Raw genomic sequence first — 21,365 nt, 5'->3', positions numbered from 1 at the left:
GGTCGCGCCGGGCGCGGTCTCGCACCCGCCGACGTGAGGGTTCGTCGACTTGACGTAGTGCGTGCCGCCCGGTGTCGGCCATCGGGAATTCCGATGCCCGCCATCACGGCAGTGTGATCGGCCACCGGATTTGGTACCCCTGTGCCGTTTCCGGCCAACGTCGCGCAACCGCCGCCGGAGCCGGTGTTCGATAACGTTGTAACAACAGCACCGGGCGGGTGTGGCGCTGTTCCGCGCGACTCGCGCACGTCTCACTTCGCGTGCGTCCTCCGCGCCGATGCGGTCCGCGGGGCACGTGGCCCGCATTGATCCGAAAAGAATACGAATGTTATTCGAGTCGGTGCCGGCGCCCACTCGCGGAAGTATTCGTTCGCCGTCCACTCGATCCGGGTAATCTGCGGTGCGGGGGAACCGTGCGCCCGGGGTGACCCGTTCGACGTGGTCGACCACTCCGAACGGACCAGCCGGGGGCGCTTCCGCCCGGGGGTGGTCACTGCGACCGGGAATACCAGTGCGAGTCGGGTCTGGACATTCCCGGTGGCCGCTTGGAAATCTGTGCTCGACCCGCGCCCGGTGACCCGGGCCGCGGTCACCCGGCCCGTGCGGCCGGGACTTGGGGGAACTGGGGCGATCATGATGGGGGGCTGCCGTCGGCGTGCGGTGCCGGGCCCGGTGGCGCTGGGGTCATCCGGGTGCGGCGTTGTCGGCCGCGGGCGCGACGGTGCATATGTGATGCCGTGGGGATCTCCTTCGGAATGTGCTGTGCCTTGCTCAACCAAGTGCGGGTGGGCCCTGCGGTGGGGTCGGCCCCGTGGTTATCCGATTGCTGGAGGGGACCGTGCACATGCGTGAAATGGCGTCGACCGGGGCTGAACCGTCCGATTTAGCGGACTTGCCGGAGTTCTGCGACGAGCTGTTCGTGACCCTGGGGAGGTCCGACCAGCGCCGGTGGGCCGAGACCTACGTCCGGGGTCTGCTCGTGGTACCGGGGCGGAAGTCGATCCGGCGCATCTCGGAGCTGGTCGTCGGGCGGGACGCCGACCAGTCGTTGCAGCAGTTCGTCAACCAGAGCCCGTGGGCGTGGGCGCCGGTGCGGCAGCGCCTGGCCGAGCGGGTGGACCGGGCGCTCCGGCCGAGCGCGTGGGTGGTGCGGGAGGTGGTGTTCCCCAAGAACGGGGCCAACTCGGTGGCGGTGGCCAGGCAGTACTCGCCGTCGGCCGGCCGGATGCTCAACTGCCAGCGCGCCGTCGGCGTGTTCATGGCCGGCGAGCACGGGGCGACGCCGGTGAACTGGCGGCTGCTGCTGCCCAAGGCGTGGGACACCGACCTGGCGCGGCGCGCCAAGGCCCGGGTGCCCGACGAGGAGCGGTCCAGGCGCACGTGGGAGTACCTGCTGGACTGCTTCGACGAGATGACGGGCACCTGGGGCACGCCCGCCGCGCCCGTGGTCGTCGACCTGAGCGGCGACCCGGGCATGCTGCCGCTGCTCGGCGGCCTGGAGGAGCGCGGCATGCGGTACCTGGCGCAGGTCTCCACCGCCACCCCGGTGGCACCCGCGGGCGCGCCGCACCGGCCCCGGACCGTCGGTCAGCTGATCACCGCGGCCGCCGGGCGCGGGCGGACCACGCTGTCCTGGCGCGACGAGGACACCGGCGCGGTCACCACGTCGGACTTCGTGGCGGCGACCCTGCCGGGGCCGACCGCGGCGGACAACCGCCCGGGTCGGCTGCCGTGGGTGCGCCACGTGCTGGCGGAGTGGCCGATCGGGCAGCACCGCCCGCGGGCGGTCTGGACGACCAACCTGGGCGTCACCGACATCCGGGAGCCGGTGCGGCTGCTGCGGGCCGCGAGCCGGGTCGAGGTGGAGGGGCCGCGGCTGGCCGAGGAGTTCGGGCTGCGGCACTTCGAGGGGCGCTCGTTCCAGGGGTGGCACCACCACGTGACGCTGGTGTCCGCGGCCCACGGCTACGAGCTGCTGCGCGAACTGGCCACCCGCGGGTACGACGAGGGGCGGTTGCTGCGCCCGCGCGCATGACACCGCCCGGGGTGGTGGACCGGAGTCGCTCCACTGCCCGGTGGCGCTCGGGGGTGGGTTGGGTGCATTGTTAGGGATAGGTCCCTATCAACGTACCCGAGGAGGTCGTCGTGCGCCGATCAGCGGCCGAGACCCGTGAGCACGTGCTGGCCGTCACCCACGACCTGTTCTACTGGAACGGCATCCACGCCGTCGGCGTCGACCGCGTCGCCGCCGAGGCCGGGGTGGCGCCCACGACGCTCTACCGGCTGTTCCGCTCCAAGGACGACCTGGTCGCGGCCTACGTGGAGCGGGCGGACGAGAACTACCGGGGCTGGTTCGGGCAGGCCGCCAAGGCCGACGGGCGCAGCGCGCGCGACCGCGTCCTGGCCGTGTTCGACGAGCTGGTGGCCGTGGTCGAGCCGGACCGGTACCGCGGCTGCCCGTTCCTGATGGCCCTGGCCGAGTACCCCGACCCGGAGCTGGCCGCGCACCGCGGGGCGGTGGCCACGAAGCGGTGGGTGCGTGCCCGGTTCGGCGAGCTCGCCGCCGAACTGGGGGCCGCCGACCCGGACGCGCTCGCCGACCAGCTCGCGCTGGTGCTGGAGGGGGTGTACGCGTCCGTGCAGGCGCTCGGCGTGGACGGCCCGGCCCGGCAGGCGCGGGACCTGGTGGAGGCGTTGCTGGAGGGGGCCGCGAGGCCCGCGCGGCGCGGTGCCGCGGCCCGTGCCTGAGGTGTGGCGGACCCGCGGCTGGGGACGCGGGCCCGGTGACGCACCGGGAACGGTGGAGGGGGCCGCACCCATCGTGGCCGACGCGCCCGCCCCTGTCCAAGAGCCGCGGTGAGAACCGATGGCTATGGACGTCCACGTCCGCGACCTGCGGTACTTCCTGGCCGTGGCCGAGGAGCTGAGCTTCACCAGGGCCGCCCGGGAGCGGCTGTTCATCTCCCAGCCGGCGCTGAGCAAGCAGATCCGCCTGCTGGAGTCGACGTTGCGGGTGGCGCTGTTCGAGCGGGACCGGCGCTCGGTGGCGCTCACCGCGGCGGGCCGCGAGCTGCTGCCGCGCGCCCGCGCCCTGGTGGCCGAGTGGGACGCCGCCCGGCGCGCGGTGGTCGAGGCCGCGTCGGGCCCGACGCTGACCGTGGGTTTCCACACCCGCATCGGCCGCGGCCTGATCCCGGCGGTGACGGCCAGGGTGGCCCGGCGCCTGCCCGGCCTGCGGCTGCGGTTCCGCCAGGTGCCCTGGCACGACCCCGCGGTGGGCCTGCGCGACGGCGGGGTGGACGTCGCGGTGGCGTGGCTGCCCGTGCCCGACTCCGGCGAGCTGTCCTGGCGGGTGGTCGCCACCGAGGACCGGTGGGTGGCGCTGCCGCGCGGGCACCGGCTGGCCGCGTTCGAGCGGGTGCCCTTCGCCGAACTGGTCGACGAGCCGTTCATCGCGCTGCCCGCGGGCGCGGGGCCGCTGCGCGCCTTCTGGCTGGCCGACGACCACCGCGGCGAGCCGGCCAGGGTGGCGGCGGAGGTGTCGACGGCCGACGAGGCGTTCGAGGCGGTGGCCTCGGGCCTGGGCGTGGTGCTGCTGTCGGCGGGCAACGCCGAGGAGCACCGGCGCGACGACGTGGTCTACCGGCCGGTGCCGGAGCTGTCGCCGGGCAGCCTGGCCGTGGTGTGGCGCACCGGCGACGAGCGCGAGGCCGTGCGGGTCTTCGTCGAGGCGGGCGCGGGCGGCTGAAGTGCACGCAGTGCCGGTCGGGCCTTTGACCCGGTGACCGGTGCGGCAAGACCCTTGACGCGGCCCCCCGCCGGGGGGCGACGACGATCGGAGATGGTGTGGTGGACGGTCAGACGTCGACGGCGGCGCCCGCCGGGGTGGACCTCGAAGCGATGCTCGCCCGCGGGTTGCCCGACAACTTCCACCGCAGGCTCGACGCGCTGGTGGGCGAGTGGACCGTGGACAAGCGGACCTACATCGCCCTGGGCACGCCGGACAACCCGAAGGTCTGGGTCGGCGAGTCGCGGTGGCGGTGGCTCGACGAGACCGGCGGCCGGTTCCTGCGCGAGGACCTGACCGGCGACATGGGCGGCGGCCCCTACTACCGGCTGGGCGTCATGGGGTACTCCACGATGGACGGCCGCTACGAGTGGAACACCCTCGACAACGTGGTGAGCACGATGATGACCTACAAGGGCGCCCCGCAGTCGGCCGGCGACGAGGTCATCTCCCTCGGCGGCGAGTTCACCGACCCGGGCGTGCTGGGCGAGTCCTACGTCGGCAAGCGGATCGCGATGCGCACGGTGTTCACCTTCGAGTCACCGGACCGGGTGGTCGTCGAGATCAGGTTCGTGCCGCCGGGCGAGCCGGAGCGCGTCGCCGACCGGGCGGTCTACCACCGCCGGAAGTAGGCCCCGGGCCGGGGCGGGTCGACCGGCCCGCCCCGCCGGTGACGTGGGGCACAGTTCGCTAGTACTTCCGATAGACGGATGTCCTAGTAATCTGGTACCAGTCGCCGATGCCGGAGGAGCCGTCGTGACCACCGCCAGCCCGCTGCACGTCCCGGAGCACCCGGTCCGCTTCATCACCGCGGCCAGCCTGTTCGACGGCCACGACGCGGCGATCAACATCATGCGGCGCATCCTGCAGTCGCAGGGCGTGGAGGTCGTGCACCTGGGCCACAACCGGTCGGTGCGCGAGGTGGTCGACGCGGCCGTCCAGGAGGACGTGCAGGGCATCGCGGTCAGCGCCTACCAGGGCGGGCACGTCGAGTACTTCACCTACCTCGTCGAACTGCTCAACGAGCGCGGTGCCGGGCACGTCAAGGTCTTCGGCGGCGGTGGCGGCGTCATCGTGCCCGAGGAGATCGAGCTGCTGCACTCGCGGGGCGTGGCGCGCATCTTCTCCCCGGCCGACGGTCAGGAGCTGGGCCTCGCCCGGATGATCAACACCATGGTGGAGGCGTGCGACGCCCCGCTGGCCGAGCGCCCGCCGGCGTCCTGGGACGGCCTGTTCACCGGCGCCGACGACGTGCTGGCCCGCGCCATCACCCTGATCGAGGCCGGCGCCCTGCCCGACGAGGTGCGCGGGCGCATGGTCGACGCCGCGGCCTCGCGGACCGTGCCCGTGCTCGGCATCACCGGCACCGGCGGCTCGGGCAAGTCGTCGCTGACCGACGAGCTGGTCCGCCGCTTCCGGCTCGACCAGCAGGACAAGCTGCGGGTGGCGGTGCTGGCCGTGGACCCGACCCGCCGCAAGGGCGGCGGCGCGCTGCTGGGCGACCGCATCCGGATGAACTGCCTCGACGGCGGCCGGGTGTTCTTCCGGTCCCTGGCCACCCGCCGCGCGGGCTCCGAGGTGCCCGACGGCCTGGCCGACGCGATCCTGGCCTGCCGCGCGGCGGGCTTCGACCTGGTCGTGGTGGAGACGCCGGGCATCGGCCAGGGCGACGCGGCGATCGTGCCGTTCGTGGACCTCTCGCTGTACGTGATGACGCCGGAGTTCGGCGCCGCGTCGCAGCTGGAGAAGATCGACATGCTGGACTTCGCCGACGCGGTGGCGATCAACAAGTTCGAGCGCCGCGGCGCCGAGGACGCCCGCCGGGACGTGGCCCGCCAGCTCGTGCGCAACCGGGAGGCGTTCGGCGCCTCGTGGGAGGACATGCCGGTGTTCGGCACGTCCGCGGCGACGTTCAACGACGACGGCGTCACCGCGCTCTACCAGCACCTGCGCGACGAGCTGGCGCAGCGGGGGCTGCCCGTGGCCGAGGGCGTGCTGCCCGCGGTCGGCGGGAAGGTGTCGACCTCGGCGGCGACCGTGGTGCCCGCCTCCCGGGCCCGCTACCTGGCCGAGATCGCCGAGACCGTGCGCGGCTACCACCGCGCGACCGAGACGCAGGTGGACGCGGTGCGCCGGGTCGCGCACCTGCGCGCGGCGCGGGCCGAGCTGGCGGACGCCGGCCACGACGTCACCGCGATCACCTCGCTGCTGGAGGCCGCGCGGGCGCGGGTGGACGCGGGCGCGCGGGCGCTGCTGGACGAGTGGCCGGCCGTGGTCGAGGACTACAGCGGCGACGAGCTGGTGGTCCGGGTGCGGGACAAGGAGATCCGCACCAGGCTGACCCGGGAGACGTTGTCGGGCAACCAGGTCCGCCGCGTCTCGCTGCCCCGCTACGAGGACGAGGGCACGCTCCTGCGGTTCCTGCGCAAGGAGAACCTGCCCGGCCGCTTCCCGTACACCGCGGGCGTGTTCCCGTTCAAGCGCGAGGGCGAGGACCCGGCGCGGATGTTCGCCGGCGAGGGCGACGCGTTCCGCACCAACCGCCGGTTCAAGTACCTCTCGCAGGGCCAGCCCGCGACCCGGCTGTCCACCGCGTTCGACTCGGTCACCCTCTACGGCCGCGACCCCGACACCCCGCCGGACGTCTACGGCAAGGTCGGCACGTCCGGCGTGTCCATCGCGACGCTGGACGACATGAAGGCCCTCTACGACGGGTTCGACCTGACCGCGCCGACCACGTCGGTGTCGATGACCATCAACGGGCCCGCGCCGACGATCCTGGCGTTCTTCCTCAACACCGTGGTCGACCAGCAGGTGGACAGGTTCCGCGCCGAGCACGGCCGCGAGCCGTCGGAGGAGGAGGCGCGGGAGCTGCGGGCGTGGGCGCTGGCCACCGTGCGCGGCACCGTGCAGGCCGACATCCTCAAGGAGGACCAGGGGCAGAACACCTGCATCTTCTCCACCGAGTTCTCGCTGCGGATGATGGCCGACATCCAGGAGTGGTTCATCCGCAACCGGGTGCGCAACTTCTACTCGGTGTCCATCTCCGGCTACCACATCGCCGAGGCCGGGGCGAACCCCATCAGCCAGCTCGCCTTCACCCTGGCCAACGGCTTCACCTACGTCGAGTCGTACCTGGCGCGCGGCATGGACGTGGACGACTTCGCGCCCAACCTGTCGTTCTTCTTCTCCAACGGGATGGACGCGGAGTACAGCGTGATCGGCCGGGTGGCGCGGCGCATCTGGGCCGTCGCCATGCGCGAGCGCTACGGCGCGAACGAGCGGTCGCAGAAGTTCAAGTACCACGTGCAGACGTCCGGGCGGTCGCTGCACGCGCAGGAGATGGACTTCAACGACATCCGGACCACGCTCCAGGCGCTGTGCGCGCTGTACGACAACACGAACTCGTTGCACACCAACGCCTACGACGAGGCGATCACCACGCCCACGGAGTCGTCGGTGCGCCGCGCCATGGCCATCCAGCTCATCATCAACAAGGAGTGGGGCCTGTCGATGAACGAGAACCCGCTGCAGGGTTCGTTCGTCATCGACGAGCTGACCGACCTGGTCGAGGAGGCCGTGCTCGCCGAGTTCGACCGCCTGTCCGAGCGCGGCGGCGTGCTGGGCGCGATGGAGACCGGCTACCAGCGCGGCCGAATCCAGGACGAGTCGATGCTCTACGAGCAGCGCAAGCACGATGGGTCGCTGCCGATCGTCGGGGTGAACACGTTCCTGCCCGAGCACGGCTCGCGCGAGCCGGTGACCATCGAGCTGGCCCGCGCCACCGAGGAGGAGAAGCGGTCGCAGGTCGAGCGGACCCGCGCGTTCGCCCTCGCGCACGCCGCGGAGGCCGAACCGGCGCTGCGCCGGCTGAAGGAGGCGGCCGCGGCGGGGGAGAACGTGTTCGAGGTGCTGGTGGACGCGGCCCGGGTGTGCACGCTGGGGCAGATCACCGAGGCGTTCTTCGAGGTGGGTGGGCAGTACCGGCGCAACGTCTGAGCTCGTCCTCCAACCTGTTCGGCGGGTCGTTCCCAGGGGTGGCGCAGGTCGGCGGCCTCGGGATCGGAGCACCACGGCCGGACCGGTTTGTTCACCCCGCCGTAGGCGGTGCGGGGCGCGTCGTAGCCGGCGTCGAGCACCACCAGGATCTCCGGATCGGTCGCGCCGTCCGGGCGCGACCACGGCGAGACGTCCACCGCGAGCACCGGACGACCGTCCGCGGCGCGGGGCAGCGGCAACCCGGCCGGCGCGTCACCACCCGGGACCTGAAAAGACAAGCTGAGCGCCCGACCGGTGGCCGGTGCCGCTGTGCCCGCCGCCGGGTGCGCGGCCGACGCCGCGTAACGGGATGGCGGGATCCCGGCAACCATGTGGTGTGAGCGAGACAATGGCAGACGCGGTGGCACACCACGTGGAGCCACTCCAGCACCCCCCGCCGCGAGAGCGAACGGGCGCCGCGGCCGAGTTCGAGAAGGTCTACCGGGCGCACGTCGGCATGGTCACCGCCTACTTCGCGCGGCGCAGCTCGGACCCGCAGGCCGTGGCCGACCTGACCGCGGACACCTTCGTCCGGGCGATCACCTCGTTCGCCGGCTTCGACCCGGTCCGGGGCAGCGCCCGGCCCTGGTTGATCGGCATCGCGCGGCGGGTGTTCGCCGGGTACTGCGAGGCGCACAGCCAGCGCAGTGACAGCGCGCGGCGCGTCGCCGGGCAGCGGGTGCTCGACGCCGACGCGGTGGAGGACCTGGTCGATCGGATCGACGCGGAGCGGGCGGGGGGCGCGCTGCTCGCCAGGCTGGCCGAACTGCCCCGGCTCGACCGCGAGGTCGTGGAGCTGGTGGATCTCGCCGGCCTCAGCCCGAAGGAAGCCGCCGAGGCCCTGGGTGCCTCGGCGGGCGCCGTGCGCGTCCGACTGTTCCGGGCCCGGGCGAAACTGCGGAAGACGACAGGGGTGGAACGATGATGGCGAAGTTCGAGGACCAGCTCTTCGACGACCTGATGCGCAGCCACGGGGCCGCGTTGGACGCCGTGCCGGACCGCGCGGCGACCGGGCGGCGCGGGGTCGGCCGCGCGCTGGGCGTCGGCGGCGCCGCGCTGGGCGTGGTGGGGGTGACCGCGGTGACCGGTGCGCTGCTCACCGGCGGGGCACCCGCCGCCTACGCGGTCACCAGGGGCGCCGACGGCGCGGTGACGGTGTCGATCACCGACATCACCGGCGTGACCGGCGCGAACGAGGAACTGCGCCGGCTGGGGGTGCGAGCGGTCGCGGTCCCGGTGCGCGACGGGTGCGTCAGCCTGGCCGACCTGCCGGTCGACACCGCCGGCCAGGGCACCGGGATCAGCTCGTCGGTGCGGAACGACGAGGGCCTCCCCGCCGGCTCGATGACGTTCGACGCCGACGACATCCCCGAGGGCGACACGCTGCTGCTGGCGGCGGAGCAGTCGCCCACCAACCTCTCCCTGGGCGCCGCGTTGATCACGGGGAGCGCGCCGGAGTGCGTGAGCATGCCGGTGCCGCCCCCGGTCGACCCGGCGGACCCGCGGTCGGACGACCAGGTCCGGTCGGGAACGTTTGAGGGCGGCACCGCCCGGGAGGGCGACCGCTGATCCCGCCTCGCGCCCCCCGGCACCGGGGCGCCGAGCCGCCGCCGGACGCCACCCCGGCGTCCGGTGGCGGGACGGACGACCACCGCGCCGCCTGCGGGCCCGGCGGACGGTGACACGCCCGGGGAATCCCGGATCGACGGCGGGGCGCCGGCGGGCGGTTGAACCCGCCCCGCCCGGTTACCCCGCCGCAATGGACGAGCAGAACTCCCTCCGGTTCGTCGGCAACGCCACGACCATCCTGAAGCTGGGCCCGTTCACCCTGCTGACGGACCCCAACTTCATCCGCCGCGGCCAGTGGACCTACCTGGGCAACGGCCTGGTGTCCCGCCGCCTGAAGGACCCCGCGCTGCGCATCGACGAGCTGCCGCCGCTGGACGCGGTCCTGCTGTCGCACATGCACGGCGACCACTTCGACCGGGTCGCGGTCCGCGAGCTGAACCGCGACCTGCCGGTCCTGACCACCACGCAGGCGGCCCGGCACCTGGGGCGGCGCGGGTTCCGGGAGACCGTGGCCCTGCCCACGTGGACCGACCTGACCCTGACCAAGGGCGGGGCGAGCGTCACCGTCACCTCGCTGCCCGGCACCCACGCCCCCGGCCCGCTGGCCCGGCTGCTGCCGCCGGTGATGGGCAGCATGGTCGAGTACCGCTCCGAGCCGGGCGCCGAGCCGCTGCGGATCTACCTCAGCGGTGACACGCTGGTGCACGACGACCTGCGCGAGGTCCGCGAGCGCTACCCGTCGATCGACGTGGCCGTGGTGCACCTGGGTGGCACGAGGGCCCTCGGCGTGCTGCTGACCATGGACGGCGCCCAGGGCGTCGACCTGCTCGAACTGCTGCGACCGCGGCAGGTGGTGCCGGTGCACTACGACGACTACACGGTGATGAAGTCGCCGCTGTCGGACTTCCTGGGCGAGGTCGACCGGCGGCGGCCGCCCGTCACCGTGACCCGGGTCGAGCGCGGTGGCACGGTCGCCCTGTCCCGGCAGCTCAGCCGGTGACGGCGACCGGGGTGTCGCGCATCGTGCGGACGTCGCGGGAGAGCAGCACGGCCAGCGTCGCGGTCGCGGTGACGGCGGCGCCCGCGAGCAGCGTCGGCGCGGTGCCGGCGCGTTCGGCCACCGGACCGGCCAGCAGGTAGCCCAGCGGCATGAACACGTAGCTGAACAGCATGTCGTAGGAGGTCACGCGGCTGAGCCGGTCGCTGGGCACGTGCCGTTGCAGCGCGGTGCTCCAGCACACCGTGAACACCTCGGTGCCCACCCCGGCGACCGCCGCCGCGGCGGCGAGCAGGGCGACCGAGTCCGTCCCGGCCAGGGCGAGCAGCGGCACCACCTCCAGCAGCGTGACGAGCGTCGCCGCCAGCAGCGGGCGGCGGGGGCGCCACCACACGGCCAGCAGGCCGCCCGCGACCAGCCCGACCGCCAGGCCCGCGCCGATCAGGCCCCAGCTCACCGCGCCGCCCAGCTCGCGGTCGGCCACGACCGGCCCGAGCAGGGTGAACCCGCCCACCCAGACCGCGTTGACCAGCGAGTACTGCACCACGATCGCCCACAGCCAGGTGCGCGAGAAGAACTCCGACCAGCCCTCGCGCAGGTCGGCGAGGAGGTTCGCCAGCCGCTTCGGCGGCATCGGCACCCGCAGCGCGGCGAGCACGGCCGCCGCGGCGAGGTAGGTCAGCGCGTCCCAGGCGATGGCCCACGCCGGGCCGACCAGCGCCACGGCGAACCCGCCGGCGGCGGGGCCGAGCACGTGCACCGTGCTGGCCGAGACGCGCAGCAGCGCGTTGGCCCCGTGCAGGTGCTCGGCCGCCACGACCTGCGGCACGATCCCCTGGGCCGCCGGCCCCAGGAACGCGCTCGCCGTGCCGACCACGGCGTGCAGCGCGACCAGGACCCACAGCGGCGCGTGGCCGGTGAGCAGCGCGACCGCCGTGCCGGCCTGCGCCAGCCCGGACACCGCGTTGCCGAGCACCAGCACCCGCCCGCGCGGCAGCCGGTCCGCCACCACGCCGCCGACCAGCAGGAACAGCAGTTGCGGCACCACGCCCGCGGCGAGCACCAGGCCGAGCGCGGTGGCCGAACCGGAGGTGTCCAGCACGGCGAACGCCAGCGCGACGGGCGCGACGGCGGTGCCGAGCGTGGAGACCAGGCGCCCGGTGAAGTAGATCCGGAACGGCTTCTCGCGCAGCGGTGCGAACGGTGCTTCCCCCATGGGCTGATCATGACCGATCCCGACGACCGGATCACCCGATAAACGACCGCTCAGCCGAGGACGCGGACCAGCAGGAACAGGTTCAGGGCCGAGATGACCACCGCGCCCGCCGCGCCGAAGGCCGTGGCGGCGCGCCGGTTGACCGCGGTGCCCATCACGTCGGCCCGCCTGCCCAGCAGCACCAGGGGCACCAGGGCGAACGGGATGCCGAACGACAGCACCACCTGGCTGAGCACGAGCGCCCGCGTGGGGTCCACGCCCAGGGCGAGCACCGCCAGGGCGGGCGCCATGGTGAGCAGCCTGCGCAGCGCCAGCGGGATGCGGCGGCGCAGGAAGCCCTCCATGACGACCTGCCCGGAGTAGGTGCCCACGCTGGACGCGGCCAGGCCCGAGGCCAGCAGCGCCAGCGCGAACGCCAGCGCCGCGCCGGGGCCCAGCAGGGCGCCCAGGCCGTGGTGCACCTCCTCCAGCGACTCGTGCGCCGAGCCGGTGCCGTGGAACGCGCCCGCGGCCACCACCAGCATGCTCGCGTTGACCACCCCGGCCACGCCGAGCGCGACGAGGATGTCCGCGCGGGTGGACCGCAGCCGCTGCCCGCGCACCGCCGGGTCGGTGGCGCGGTGGTGCTGGGTGAGCGCGGAGTGCAGGTAGATGACGTGCGGCATGACGGTCGCGCCGAGCATCCCGGTGGCCAGCAGCACGCTGTCCTCCCCGGCGAAGCCCGGCACCAGGCCGGCCACCGCGCCGGTCGGCGGGCCGAGCCGCAGCGCCTGGTAGAGGAACCCGCCGAGCACCACGGCCAGCAGCCCGGCGATGACCGACTCGAACCGCCGCCTGCGCAGCGGCGCCAGCGCCAGGATGCCCGCCGACACCACCGCGGTGATCAGCGCGGCGGGCAGCAGCGGCACGCCGAACAGCAGGTTCAGCGCCACCGCGGCGCCCACGAACTCGGCCAGGTCGGTGGCCATCGCCACCAGCTCCGCCTGCACCCACAGCAGCCCGGTCACCGGCCGCGGGTAGTGCTCCCGGCACAGCTCGGGCAGGTTGCGCCCGGTGACCACGCCGAGCTTGGCCGACTGGTACTGGATGAACATCGCCATCGCGCTCGCGCCGACGATCACCCACAGCAGCAGGTAGCCGTGCGCGGCGCCGCCGGCCATGTTGGTGGCGAAGTTGCCCGGGTCGACGTAGGCCACCGCCACCACGAACGCCGGGCCCATCCCCGCGGCCGTCGAGCGCAGTCGCGCCACCGGCGCCCGCAACGAGGTGCTGACCATTCCCACTCCCTCTCGGCACGTGAAGTCGTCGGGCACGGGCCCGCGTGAAGTCGTCGGGCACGGGCCCGCGGTAAGTCCTCGGGCACGGGCCCGCGGTCACCCGATCGGGTGACCGCGGGTCAAGGGGAACCGCTCAGGTGAGCTTGCGGATCGCCTTCTCGATCAGCCCGAGGTTGGCCGGGCTGGTCGCGTACAGCAGCGGGTCGGGCGCGGGCGCGGACGCCTTGCCGCCCAGCGGCGCCGGGTCCATCAGGTAGGAGAACTCGTGCGCGCCGTCGGGCGTGGGCCCGGACGCCCAGCGGCCCTCGGGCCCGGCCGTGCCGTCGGAGTTGTGCCAGATGGTGCCCGCGTGCTCCTGGTGCTCCTCGTCGAACAGCGCGCTCGGGCTGACCGGCCCCTCCAGGCCGTCCTCCTGCAGCTCCTCGATGGCGGCGAGCCACATGTTCTGGTGCGCGGTGTCGCGGGCCAGGTTGAACTTCAGCATGTCCCGCACGCCCGGGTCGTCGGTCATGTTGTACAGGCGCGCGGTCTGGAGCCTGCCCTGGGCCTCGGCGGCGACGTTGGCGCGGAAGTCGGCCATGAGGTTGCCGCTGGCGACGATGAAGCGGCCGTTCCACGGCACGCCGTTGCTGTCGGACAGCGTGGGCCCGCCGCCGCTCACGATGGCCTGCTGGACGTCCATGCCGCCGACCACGGCCGCCACCACCGGGTCCGCCACGGCCTCGGCGGTGACCTCCGACGGCGCGCCCTCCAGCAGGCGGGCCACCATCGTCGCCAACATCTCGACGTGGCCGATCTCCTCGGTGGCCACGTCCATGATCAGGTCCTTGTACTTGCCCTCGATCCGGCAGTTCCAGCCCTGGAACAGGTACTGCATGGTCACGGTCATCTCGCCGTACGCGCCGCCGATCAGCTCCTGGAGCTTGCGGGCGTAGAGCGCGTCCGGCTTGGAGGGCTTGGCCTCGAACTGAAGCTTGCTGGTGTGCAGGAACATCCCGCCTCCTCGATCGGGTCAATGCCCGGCACGCTAGGCACGGGGTGTGACGGCGAACGCCCCGCCGCGACACCGGCGCGTCACCGCCGCGGCACCGCTCCTGGTCAGGAGGGCGAAAAAATCGTTGCGGGTGGTGTGCCACCGCGATTCGCGGGCACCCACGGCTCCACACCACATCCGAAGCAGATGGGTCCTGCCCGATGAGCGAGCCCCGCGTGGAACCCCGGACCACCATCCACCTGCTCGACGGCTTCGGCCTCGACCACGACCGGACGCGCGTGCACGTCCTGCCCGGCGCCCGCAAGCTGCTGGCGCTGCTGGCGCTGCGCGAGACCCCGGTCAGCCGCGCCGTGGTGGCCGCGGTGCTGTGGCCGGAGGCGACCGCGCGCCGGGCGGCGGCGTGCCTGAGATCCACCCTGTGGCGGCTGGCCGTGCCCGGCGCGCCCCTGGTCGAGACGGCCGACGACACCCTGCGCCTCGGGGCCGGGGTGGAGGTGGACTTCCGGCACGCCTGCCGGCTCGCGGACTCCGTCGCGGTGGCCGGGCGGGTGCCCGACGCGCGGGCGGTGGCGCTGCTCAACGCCGACCTGCTGCCGGGGTGGGACCACCCGTGGCTGTCGGCCGAGCAGGAGTGGTGGCGCGAGGCGCGGCTGCGGGCGCTGGAGGTGCTCGGCGAGCGGTTCCGGTGCGCGGGGGACCGGCACCGCGCGCACCAGGCGGCGCAGGCGGCGGTGCGGAGCGACCCGCTGCGGGAGAGCGCCCACCGGACGCTGGTGGAGCTGCACCTGGCCGAGGGGAACCCGGCGCAGGCCCTGCGGCAGTACACCGCCTACCGGGTGCGGTTGCGCAGCGAGCTGGGCCTGGAGCCGTCGCCGGAGATCCACCGGCTGGTGCGCCCGCTGCTGGAGAAGCGGTGAGGGCGGTGGTGGTCCGGGTGGTGCCGGCGGTTCGAGTGGTGGTCCGGCCCGAGGGGGCGCACGCTGTGGGGGTGGCTGGCGGCCGGGTCGGGTGTCGACCGAGCGGCGGTGCCCGGTGACCGGGGCGGTGCTGGGTGCCGTGCTCGCGTGCACCGGGCTGCTGTGGCTGGCGGGCTTCGGCCTGTTCGCCCTGGCCTGCCGGCTGTCCGCGACCGAGCCGCACCGGGTGCGCGACGCCCGGCGGATCGCGGCCTGGCTGCGGGCGGGTCCCTGGCTGCTCGCGGCGAGCTGCCTGCTGGCCGCGACCGGCGCCGGGCTGTTGTTCGTCGGGTGAGCCTCACCCGAACCAGTGAGTTTGACCGCCCCCGGAGCGGCAACTCACGGCCCACTGCCGGACGAGGAGGAGCGCCATGACCGAACCCCAGCGCGACAACGAGGACGTCGAGCGCGGTGCGGCCGAGGAGGGCGCCGACGCGCCGCTGACCGACACCGAGCGCGAGCTGTCCCGGCGCGCACCCAGCGACACCCCCGAGAACGGCCCCGACGACGGCTCGGACGACCCCCGACCGGTCTGACCGCACCGCCCCCCGACCGCACCGCCCCGAGGAACGGGTGTCCCACCATGACGACGCTCAAGCCCGAGACGCCCGAGCGCACGCCGGTCCTGCCGATCACGGCCGCCCGCCGGGCCTCGCTGGGGTCGGCGCTGCTGCGGCTGTTCCGCACCACCGACCACAAGCTGATCGGCCTGATGTACCTGACGACGGCGTTCGGCTTCTTCCTGGCCGGCGGGCTGATGGCGCTGCTCATCCGGGGCGAGCTGGCGCGCCCCGGCCTGCAGTTCCTGTCCAACGAGCAGTACAACCAGCTGTTCACCATGCACGGCACGATCATGCTGCTGCTCTACGCCACCCCGGTGGTGTTCGGGTTCGCCAACTTCATCCTGCCGCTCCAGATCGGCTCGCCGGACGTGGCGTTCCCGCGCCTGAACGCCTTCTCCTACTGGCTGTTCCTGTTCGGCGGCCTGACCGTGCTGGGCGCCCTGCTCACCCCGGCGGGCGCGGCGGACTTCGGGTGGACCGCCTACACGCCGCTGTCCTCCGCGCCGCACAGCCCGGGCGCGGGCGCCGACCTGTGGATCTCCGGCCTGGTGGTCAGCGGCCTGGGCACGATCCTGGGCGCGGTCAACATGATCACCACGGTGATGTGCCTGCGGGCGCCCGGCATGACGATGTTCCGGATGCCCATCTTCACCTGGAACATCTTCATCACCTCGCTGCTGGTGATCATCGCGTTCCCGATCCTGACCGCCGCGCTGCTCGGCCTGCTGGCCGACCGGCACCTGGGCGCGCACGTGTTCGACCCGGCCAACGGCGGGACGATCCTCTACCAGCACCTGTTCTGGTTCTTCGGCCACCCCGAGGTCTACATCGTGGCCCTGCCGTTCTTCGGCATCGTCAGCGAGATCTTCCCGGTGTTCAGCCGAAAACCCCTGTTCGGCTTCAAGGGGCTGATCTTCGCCACCATCGCGATCGCCGCGCTGTCGGTGGTCGTGTGGGCGCACCACATGTTCGCCACCGGCGCGGTGCTGCTGCCGTTCTTCTCGCTGACCACGTTCCTGATCGCCGTGCCCACCGGCATCAAGTTCTTCAACTGGATCGGCACGATGTGGAAGGGCAGGCTCACCTTCGAGACGCCGATGCTGTTCGCCATCGGGTTCCTGGTGACGTTCCTGCTCGGCGGCCTGACCGGCATCATCCTGGCCTCGCCGCCGCTGGACTTCCACGTGCACGACACCTACTTCGTGGTGGCCCACTTCCACTACGTCCTGTTCGGCACCATCGTGTTCGCCACCTACGCGGGCATCTACTTCTGGTTTCCCAAGTGGACCGGCCGGATGATGAACGAGCCGCTGGGCAAGCTGCACTTCTGGGCCACGTTCCTGGGCTTCCACGGCACGTTCCTGGTGCAGCACTGGCTGGGCAACCAGGGCTTCCCGCGCCGCTACGCCGACTACCTGCCCTCGGACCAGTTCACCACCCTCAACACCATCTCCACGATCGGGGCGTTCGTGCTGGGCGCGTCGGTGCTGCCGTTCGTGTGGAACGTCTTCCGCAGCTACCGCTTCGGCGACCCGGCCGGCGCGGACGACCCGTGGGGCTACGGCAACTCGCTCGAATGGGCGACCTCCTGCCCGCCGCCGCGGCACAACTTCACCGAGCTGCCCCGCATCCGCTCCGAGCGACCCGCGTTCGAGCTGCACTACCCGCACATGGTCGAGCGCATGCGGGCCGAGTCGCACTACTCGATGCGCAACCGCGACCAGGACGACACCGGTGTGGACAAGATCACCGACAAGGTGCTCGCGCCAACGGACCGGGACACCGAGCACGACGGGTGACCCAGGTGATTGGACCGGGCGGAACGGGTACACGGGCCCATGACCTCGAACGAGCAGGACGAGTACACGCAGGACTCGTACACGCCGCCGCACGACACCGGCTCGCCCGACTCGGTGGAGACGGACCCGGCGGCCTTGAACAGCGCCGAGGACCTCGACGAGGACCGGCTCAGGCAGGACCCCCTGGAGGCGGGGATGGACCCGCCGGAGCACTGGAGCGGCGCGGACAAGTACGGGACCACCCCGCGCGAGCTGCGCACCCCGCGGCCCCTGGACGAGCGGCTGGGCGAGGAGGCGCCCGACGTCACCGCGGAGACCCGCGAGCCCGACCCGCTGGAGGAGGACTCGATCGCCCGGGAGGAGGGCGTGGTCGGCCTGGACGACGTGACCGACCTGACGCCCGGTGGCGCCGACGAGGCGCTGGCGGAGGCCGAGCGCCGCGGCCAGGCCGCCGACGAGGCGGGGCCGCCGCACTTCGGCGGTGCCGACGAGCGGCTGCTCGACGACCCGGAAGGGCGGATGCCGGACAACAACCGGCCCTGACCGGCCGCGAGCCGCCGGTCCTGACGACCGGGGTCCCGGGCCGCGCCGTTCCGCCACCACCCGTGGCGGAACGGCGCGGCCTCGTCGTGCGGCGGGGTGGGCACGGCGGCCCGGGTCAGCGGCTGGACGAGCGCACCACCAGCCTGGTCGGCAGGAACGCCGGCGCCGGCGTGGCGCCCCCGTGCACCATGGTCAGCACCGCGCGCGCCGCCGCCACCCCGATCCCCGCCTTGTCCTGCGCCAACGTCGTCAGCGGCGGGTCGACCAGCGCGGCCAGCTCGATGTCGTCGAACCCCACCACGGCCACCTCCTCCGGCACCCGCAACCCGGCGTGGCGGGCGGCCAGCAGCGCGCCCACCGCCATCTCGTCACCGGCGCAGAACACCGCCGTCGGCGGCTCGGGCAGGGCGATCAGCGACCGCATGGCGGCCTGCCCGCTGGGCCGGTAGAAGTCACCCTCCACGACGTACTCGTCCGGCACCGGCAGCCCCGCCTCGGCCATGGCGGCGCGGAACCCGGTCAGCCGGTCCACCGCGGGCAGGTTCTGCCGGGGCCCGGTGATGGTGGCGATGCGGCGGTGCCCGGCGGCCACCAGGTGCCGCACGGCCTGCTGCGCGCCCTGGGCGTTGTCCGAGGTCACGTAGGTGGCGCGCGGCCCGTCGACGGCCACGTCCACGGCCACGCAGGGCAGGCCGGACTGGGCGAACGCGGTGAACGCGGGCGCGTCGGAGCCGCTGTCGATGAGCACCAGCCCGCCCAGGTGGTGCCGGCGGGTCATGTTGACGTAGGCCACCGGGTCGGCCAGGGACGCGCCGACCGCCCGCAGCGCGGCCGAGCCGCTGGTGGCCAGCATCAGCAGGTGGTAGCCGTGCGCGCTGAGCGCCGACTTCAGCCCGATCAGCAGCTCCTGGAGGTAGGGGTGCCGCCAGCCGGGCCGCCGGTGGTCGGTGTCCCACACCAGGCCGATCAGGCCGGAGCGCTTGGTGGCCAGGGCACGCGCCGACTCGTTGGGCCGGTAGTCCAGCTCGCGGGCCACCCGCTCGACCACCTCGCGCTTTTCCCTGCTCACCGTGAGCGGTTGGTTGAAAACGCGCGAAACGGTGGCGACGGACACTCCGCACAGCTGGGCGATCTCACGGATCGTGGTCATCTCCAGCCCCTTCTTTGTAACCGGTTACAGAGGTTTCGAGAGCGGTCCCTGACCAGCTTGGACACCGTATCACCTGCACAAACGTCGGATGCCTGAAACGATGAGGTTATCGGTTCGTTACTTGACGGTGTCGTCGTCCGGGGCTGTCATGTAGACCACATCGACCGGGGTCGAGGACCCGGGTCGCTATTCGCCGGAAACCCACGGGCCGACCCTACGCGGCTCCGGCGTGCCCGAAAATGGAAAGGGAACCGCCACATGAGACGAACCGGGACCGCCATCGGTGTCGGCCTGCTCGCCGCCTCCCTGCTCACGGCCTGCGGCGGTGGCGCGGGCGACGGCAAGACCAGGATCGCCGTCGGCCTGTTCGGCAACTTCGGCTACCAGCAGCTGTTCGAGGAGTACGAGAAGGCCCACCCGGACATCGACATCACCGACCGGACCGCCTCCTACTCCGACCACCACAAGAACCTCGCCGCCCACCTGGCCACCAACAACGGCGCCGCGGACATCGAGGCCGTCGACTCCGGCTACATCAACCAGTTCAAGGCCACCCCGGACCGGTTCGTCGAGCTGGGCGACAGCCTGAAGGACCGCTGGCTGGAGTGGAAGTGGGAGGCGTCGCTGTCCAAGGACGGCAAGCAGATCGGCTACGGCACCGACATCGGCGGCCTGGCCATCTGCTACCGCCGCGACCTGCTGGAGGCCGCCGGCCTGCCCGCCGACCGCGACGCCGTCTCCGCGCTGTGGCCGGACTGGGAGTCCTTCATGGCCAAGGGCCGGGAGTTCCAGGCCAAGGCGCCCGCGGGCACCAAGTGGTTCGACGGCGGCCCGTCGCTGCTCAACGCGATCGTCGGCCAGGCGCCCACCGGGTACTACAACCGCGAGGACAAGATCGTCGTCGGGGACAACCCGGACATCAAGAAGGGCTGGGACCTGGTCGCGCAGGGCGTGGCCGACGGCCTGTCCGCGGGCCTGCTCTACAGCACGCCGCCGTGGAACACCGGCTTCAAGCAGGGCCAGTTCGCCACCGTGATCTGCCCCGCCTGGCAGATGGCCAAGATCAAGGACCAGGCGCCGGAGACCGCGGGCAAGTGGGACCTCGCGGCCGTGCCCGGCGGCGGCGGCAACTGGGGCGGCTCGTACCTGACCGTGCCCAAGCAGGGCAAGAACACCGACAAGGCCGTCGAGCTGGCCGCCTGGCTGACCGCGCCCGAGCAGCAGGCCAGGGTGTTCGCCTCGAACAACCTGCTGCCCTCGACCAAGAAGGCGCTCAGCGAGGAGTCCGTGGGCCGCTACCAGGACCCGTTCTTCAACAACGCCCCGGTCGGCGCGGTGTTCACCGCCGCGGCACGCGCCCTCAAGCCGCAGTACCAGGGCCCGAAGGCCGGTGACGTGCAGACCGAGCTGGGCAACGCCATGCAGCGCGTCGAGCAGGGCAAGCAGGGCGCGCAGGAGTCCTGGGACCAGTTCGTCGCCGACGTGAAGAAGCTCGAAGGCTGATGGAGCCGACCGGGCTGGTGGTGGAGCGTGCGGCGCGGGCCAAGCCGACCTGGCGGGACCTCCGCCACCGGTGGGACACCCGGTACGCGCCGTACGCCTACATCGCGCCGTACTTCCTGCTGTTCTCCGTGTTCGGCCTGTTCCCCCTGCTCTACACCGCGTGGGTGTCGCTGCAGGACCGGAACCTGCTCGACGGTGACGCGGCGACGTTCATCGGGGTGGACAACTACGTCCGCCTGCTCACCGCGGACCCGTACTTCTGGAACGCGATGGGCAACACGCTCAGCCTGTGGCTGCTCACCACGGTCCCGCAGATCCTGTTCGCGCTCGGCATCGCGCAGCTGCTCAACCGGCGGCTGCGCGGCCGGACGTTCTTCCGGATGGGCGTGCTGCTGCCGAACATCACCTCGGTGGCGGCGGTGACGATCATCTTCGCCCAGCTGTTCGGCCGGGACTTCGGCCTGGTCAACTGGGTGCTGGAGCTGTTCGACGCGGGCCGGGTCGACTGGCAGGCGGGCACCGCCAGCTCGCACACCGCCATCGCCGCGATGGTGGTGTGGCGCTGGACCGGCTACCACGCGCTGATCTTCCTGGCCTCGATGCAGGCCATCCCGAGCAGCGTGTACGAGGCGGCGCGGCTCGACGGCGCCAACTCCTGGCAGCAGTTCTGGCGCATCACCGTGCCGATGCTGCGCCCGCAGATCATCTTCTCCACGGTGATCGCCACCGCGGGCAACATGCGGCTGCTGGCCGAGCCGCTGCTGTTCAACCCCGGCACGGCCGCGTCGACCGGTGGTTCGGACCGCCAGTTCCAGACCGCCGCGCTGTACCTGTACGAGCAGGGCTTCGGCAAGTTCGACTTCGGCTACGCCTCGGCCATCGCCTGGCTGCTGCTGATCGCGACCGTGCTGATCACGGGCCTGAGCTACCTGGCCGCGCGCCGCATCCGGACCGACTGAGAGGGCTGCCCGAC

19 protein-coding genes are annotated in these 21,365 nt (G+C 72.8%); 15 read left to right on the top strand and 4 right to left on the bottom strand.

Going from position 1 to position 21,365, the window contains the following annotated elements:
* The first annotated feature begins 844 nt into the window (after positions 1-844).
* The 8 genes from EKG83_RS33680 to EKG83_RS33645 all read left to right on the top strand — a co-directional run bounded on the left by EKG83_RS33680 (position 845) and on the right by EKG83_RS33645 (position 10,394).
* Positions 845-2,035 carry an IS701 family transposase gene (locus tag EKG83_RS33680; protein WP_428829928.1) on the top strand — a complete coding sequence of 397 codons (1,191 nt, stop codon included), beginning with the start codon at positions 845-847 and terminating at the stop codon, positions 2,033-2,035.
* Positions 2,036-2,145: 110 nt separating this feature from the next.
* Positions 2,146-2,748 (top strand): TetR/AcrR family transcriptional regulator, encoded by a 603-nt coding sequence (locus tag EKG83_RS33675; protein ID WP_051766356.1) that lies wholly within the window; start codon positions 2,146-2,148, stop codon positions 2,746-2,748.
* A gap of 118 nt (positions 2,749-2,866) precedes the next feature.
* Positions 2,867-3,748 (top strand): LysR family transcriptional regulator, encoded by an 882-nt coding sequence (locus EKG83_RS33670; RefSeq protein ID WP_228122316.1) that lies wholly within the window; start codon positions 2,867-2,869, stop codon positions 3,746-3,748.
* Between the two features lie 101 nt (positions 3,749-3,849).
* A complete protein-coding gene (locus EKG83_RS33665; protein WP_153278632.1) occupies positions 3,850-4,419 on the top strand; it encodes a DUF1579 family protein in 570 nt (189 codons plus the stop codon).
* A 124-nt stretch (positions 4,420-4,543) separates the two neighbouring features.
* Positions 4,544-7,786: a fused isobutyryl-CoA mutase/GTPase IcmF gene (icmF, locus tag EKG83_RS33660; RefSeq protein WP_033432930.1), complete on the top strand. Its 3,243-nt coding sequence runs from the start codon at positions 4,544-4,546 to the stop codon at positions 7,784-7,786.
* 412 nt (positions 7,787-8,198) lie between these two features.
* Positions 8,199-8,750, top strand: a complete 552-nt coding sequence (locus tag EKG83_RS33655) for an RNA polymerase sigma factor (RefSeq protein WP_170191888.1) — start codon at positions 8,199-8,201, stop codon at positions 8,748-8,750.
* On the top strand, positions 8,747-9,394 hold the full coding sequence (locus EKG83_RS33650; protein WP_153278631.1) for a hypothetical protein: 648 nt from the start codon (positions 8,747-8,749) through the stop codon (positions 9,392-9,394). The genes EKG83_RS33655 and EKG83_RS33650 overlap by 4 nt, the downstream gene beginning before the upstream one ends.
* A gap of 190 nt (positions 9,395-9,584) precedes the next feature.
* Positions 9,585-10,394, top strand: a complete 810-nt coding sequence (locus tag EKG83_RS33645) for an MBL fold metallo-hydrolase (RefSeq protein ID WP_033432928.1) — start codon at positions 9,585-9,587, stop codon at positions 10,392-10,394.
* On the opposite strand, the gene EKG83_RS33640 is transcribed toward EKG83_RS33645, so the two are convergent.
* From EKG83_RS33640 to EKG83_RS33630, 3 genes are all read right to left on the bottom strand, one after another.
* A complete protein-coding gene (locus EKG83_RS33640) occupies positions 10,384-11,607 on the bottom strand; it encodes an MFS transporter (protein ID WP_051766353.1) in 1,224 nt (407 codons plus the stop codon). The genes EKG83_RS33645 and EKG83_RS33640 overlap by 11 nt on opposite strands.
* Before the next feature lie 50 nt (positions 11,608-11,657).
* Positions 11,658-12,884: an Nramp family divalent metal transporter gene (locus EKG83_RS33635; RefSeq protein WP_033432927.1), complete on the bottom strand. Its 1,227-nt coding sequence runs from the start codon at positions 12,882-12,884 to the stop codon at positions 11,658-11,660.
* Positions 12,885-13,017: 133 nt separating this feature from the next.
* Positions 13,018-13,878, bottom strand: coding sequence for a manganese catalase family protein (locus EKG83_RS33630; protein ID WP_033432926.1), 861 nt, complete (start codon positions 13,876-13,878; stop codon positions 13,018-13,020).
* Positions 13,879-14,078: 200 nt separating this feature from the next.
* On the opposite strand from EKG83_RS33630, the gene EKG83_RS33625 reads away from it, so the two are divergent.
* The 5 genes from EKG83_RS33625 (at position 14,079) to EKG83_RS48620 (ending at position 17,739) form a co-directional block, all read left to right on the top strand.
* Entirely contained in the window at positions 14,079-14,795 is a 717-nt protein-coding gene (locus EKG83_RS33625) for an AfsR/SARP family transcriptional regulator (protein WP_033432925.1), read from the top strand.
* A 115-nt stretch (positions 14,796-14,910) separates the two neighbouring features.
* Positions 14,911-15,129 (top strand): hypothetical protein, encoded by a 219-nt coding sequence (locus EKG83_RS33620; protein ID WP_153278630.1) that lies wholly within the window; start codon positions 14,911-14,913, stop codon positions 15,127-15,129.
* Positions 15,130-15,205: 76 nt separating this feature from the next.
* Positions 15,206-15,370, top strand: coding sequence for a hypothetical protein (locus EKG83_RS33615; protein WP_153278629.1), 165 nt, complete (start codon positions 15,206-15,208; stop codon positions 15,368-15,370).
* A gap of 47 nt (positions 15,371-15,417) precedes the next feature.
* Positions 15,418-17,196, top strand: a complete 1,779-nt coding sequence (gene ctaD, locus EKG83_RS33610) for an aa3-type cytochrome oxidase subunit I (protein ID WP_153278628.1) — start codon at positions 15,418-15,420, stop codon at positions 17,194-17,196.
* Positions 17,197-17,235: 39 nt separating this feature from the next.
* Complete coding sequence (locus EKG83_RS48620) at positions 17,236-17,739, top strand: hypothetical protein (RefSeq protein WP_051766351.1); 504 nt, start codon at positions 17,236-17,238, stop codon at positions 17,737-17,739.
* A gap of 115 nt (positions 17,740-17,854) precedes the next feature.
* On the opposite strand, the gene EKG83_RS33600 is transcribed toward EKG83_RS48620, so the two are convergent.
* Positions 17,855-18,889, bottom strand: coding sequence for a LacI family DNA-binding transcriptional regulator (locus EKG83_RS33600; protein WP_033432923.1), 1,035 nt, complete (start codon positions 18,887-18,889; stop codon positions 17,855-17,857).
* 258 nt (positions 18,890-19,147) lie between these two features.
* Here EKG83_RS33600 and EKG83_RS33595 point away from each other — a divergent pair, with 258 nt between their 5' ends.
* A complete protein-coding gene (locus tag EKG83_RS33595) occupies positions 19,148-20,392 on the top strand; it encodes an ABC transporter substrate-binding protein (RefSeq protein WP_033432922.1) in 1,245 nt (414 codons plus the stop codon).
* The gene (locus EKG83_RS33590; protein ID WP_051766350.1) at positions 20,392-21,351 is read left to right on the top strand and encodes a carbohydrate ABC transporter permease; all 960 of its coding nucleotides are present in this window, start codon (positions 20,392-20,394) and stop codon (positions 21,349-21,351) included. Before EKG83_RS33595 ends, EKG83_RS33590 begins: the two co-directional genes overlap by 1 nt.
* Positions 21,352-21,365: the final 14 nt, after the last annotated feature.

It is taken from the genome of Saccharothrix syringae (assembly GCF_009498035.1).
GTDB lineage: Bacteria > Actinomycetota > Actinomycetes > Mycobacteriales > Pseudonocardiaceae > Actinosynnema > Actinosynnema syringae.
The sequence above is the reverse complement of the archived record's forward strand: the minus strand, read 5'-3'. Positions and strand labels throughout refer to the sequence as shown.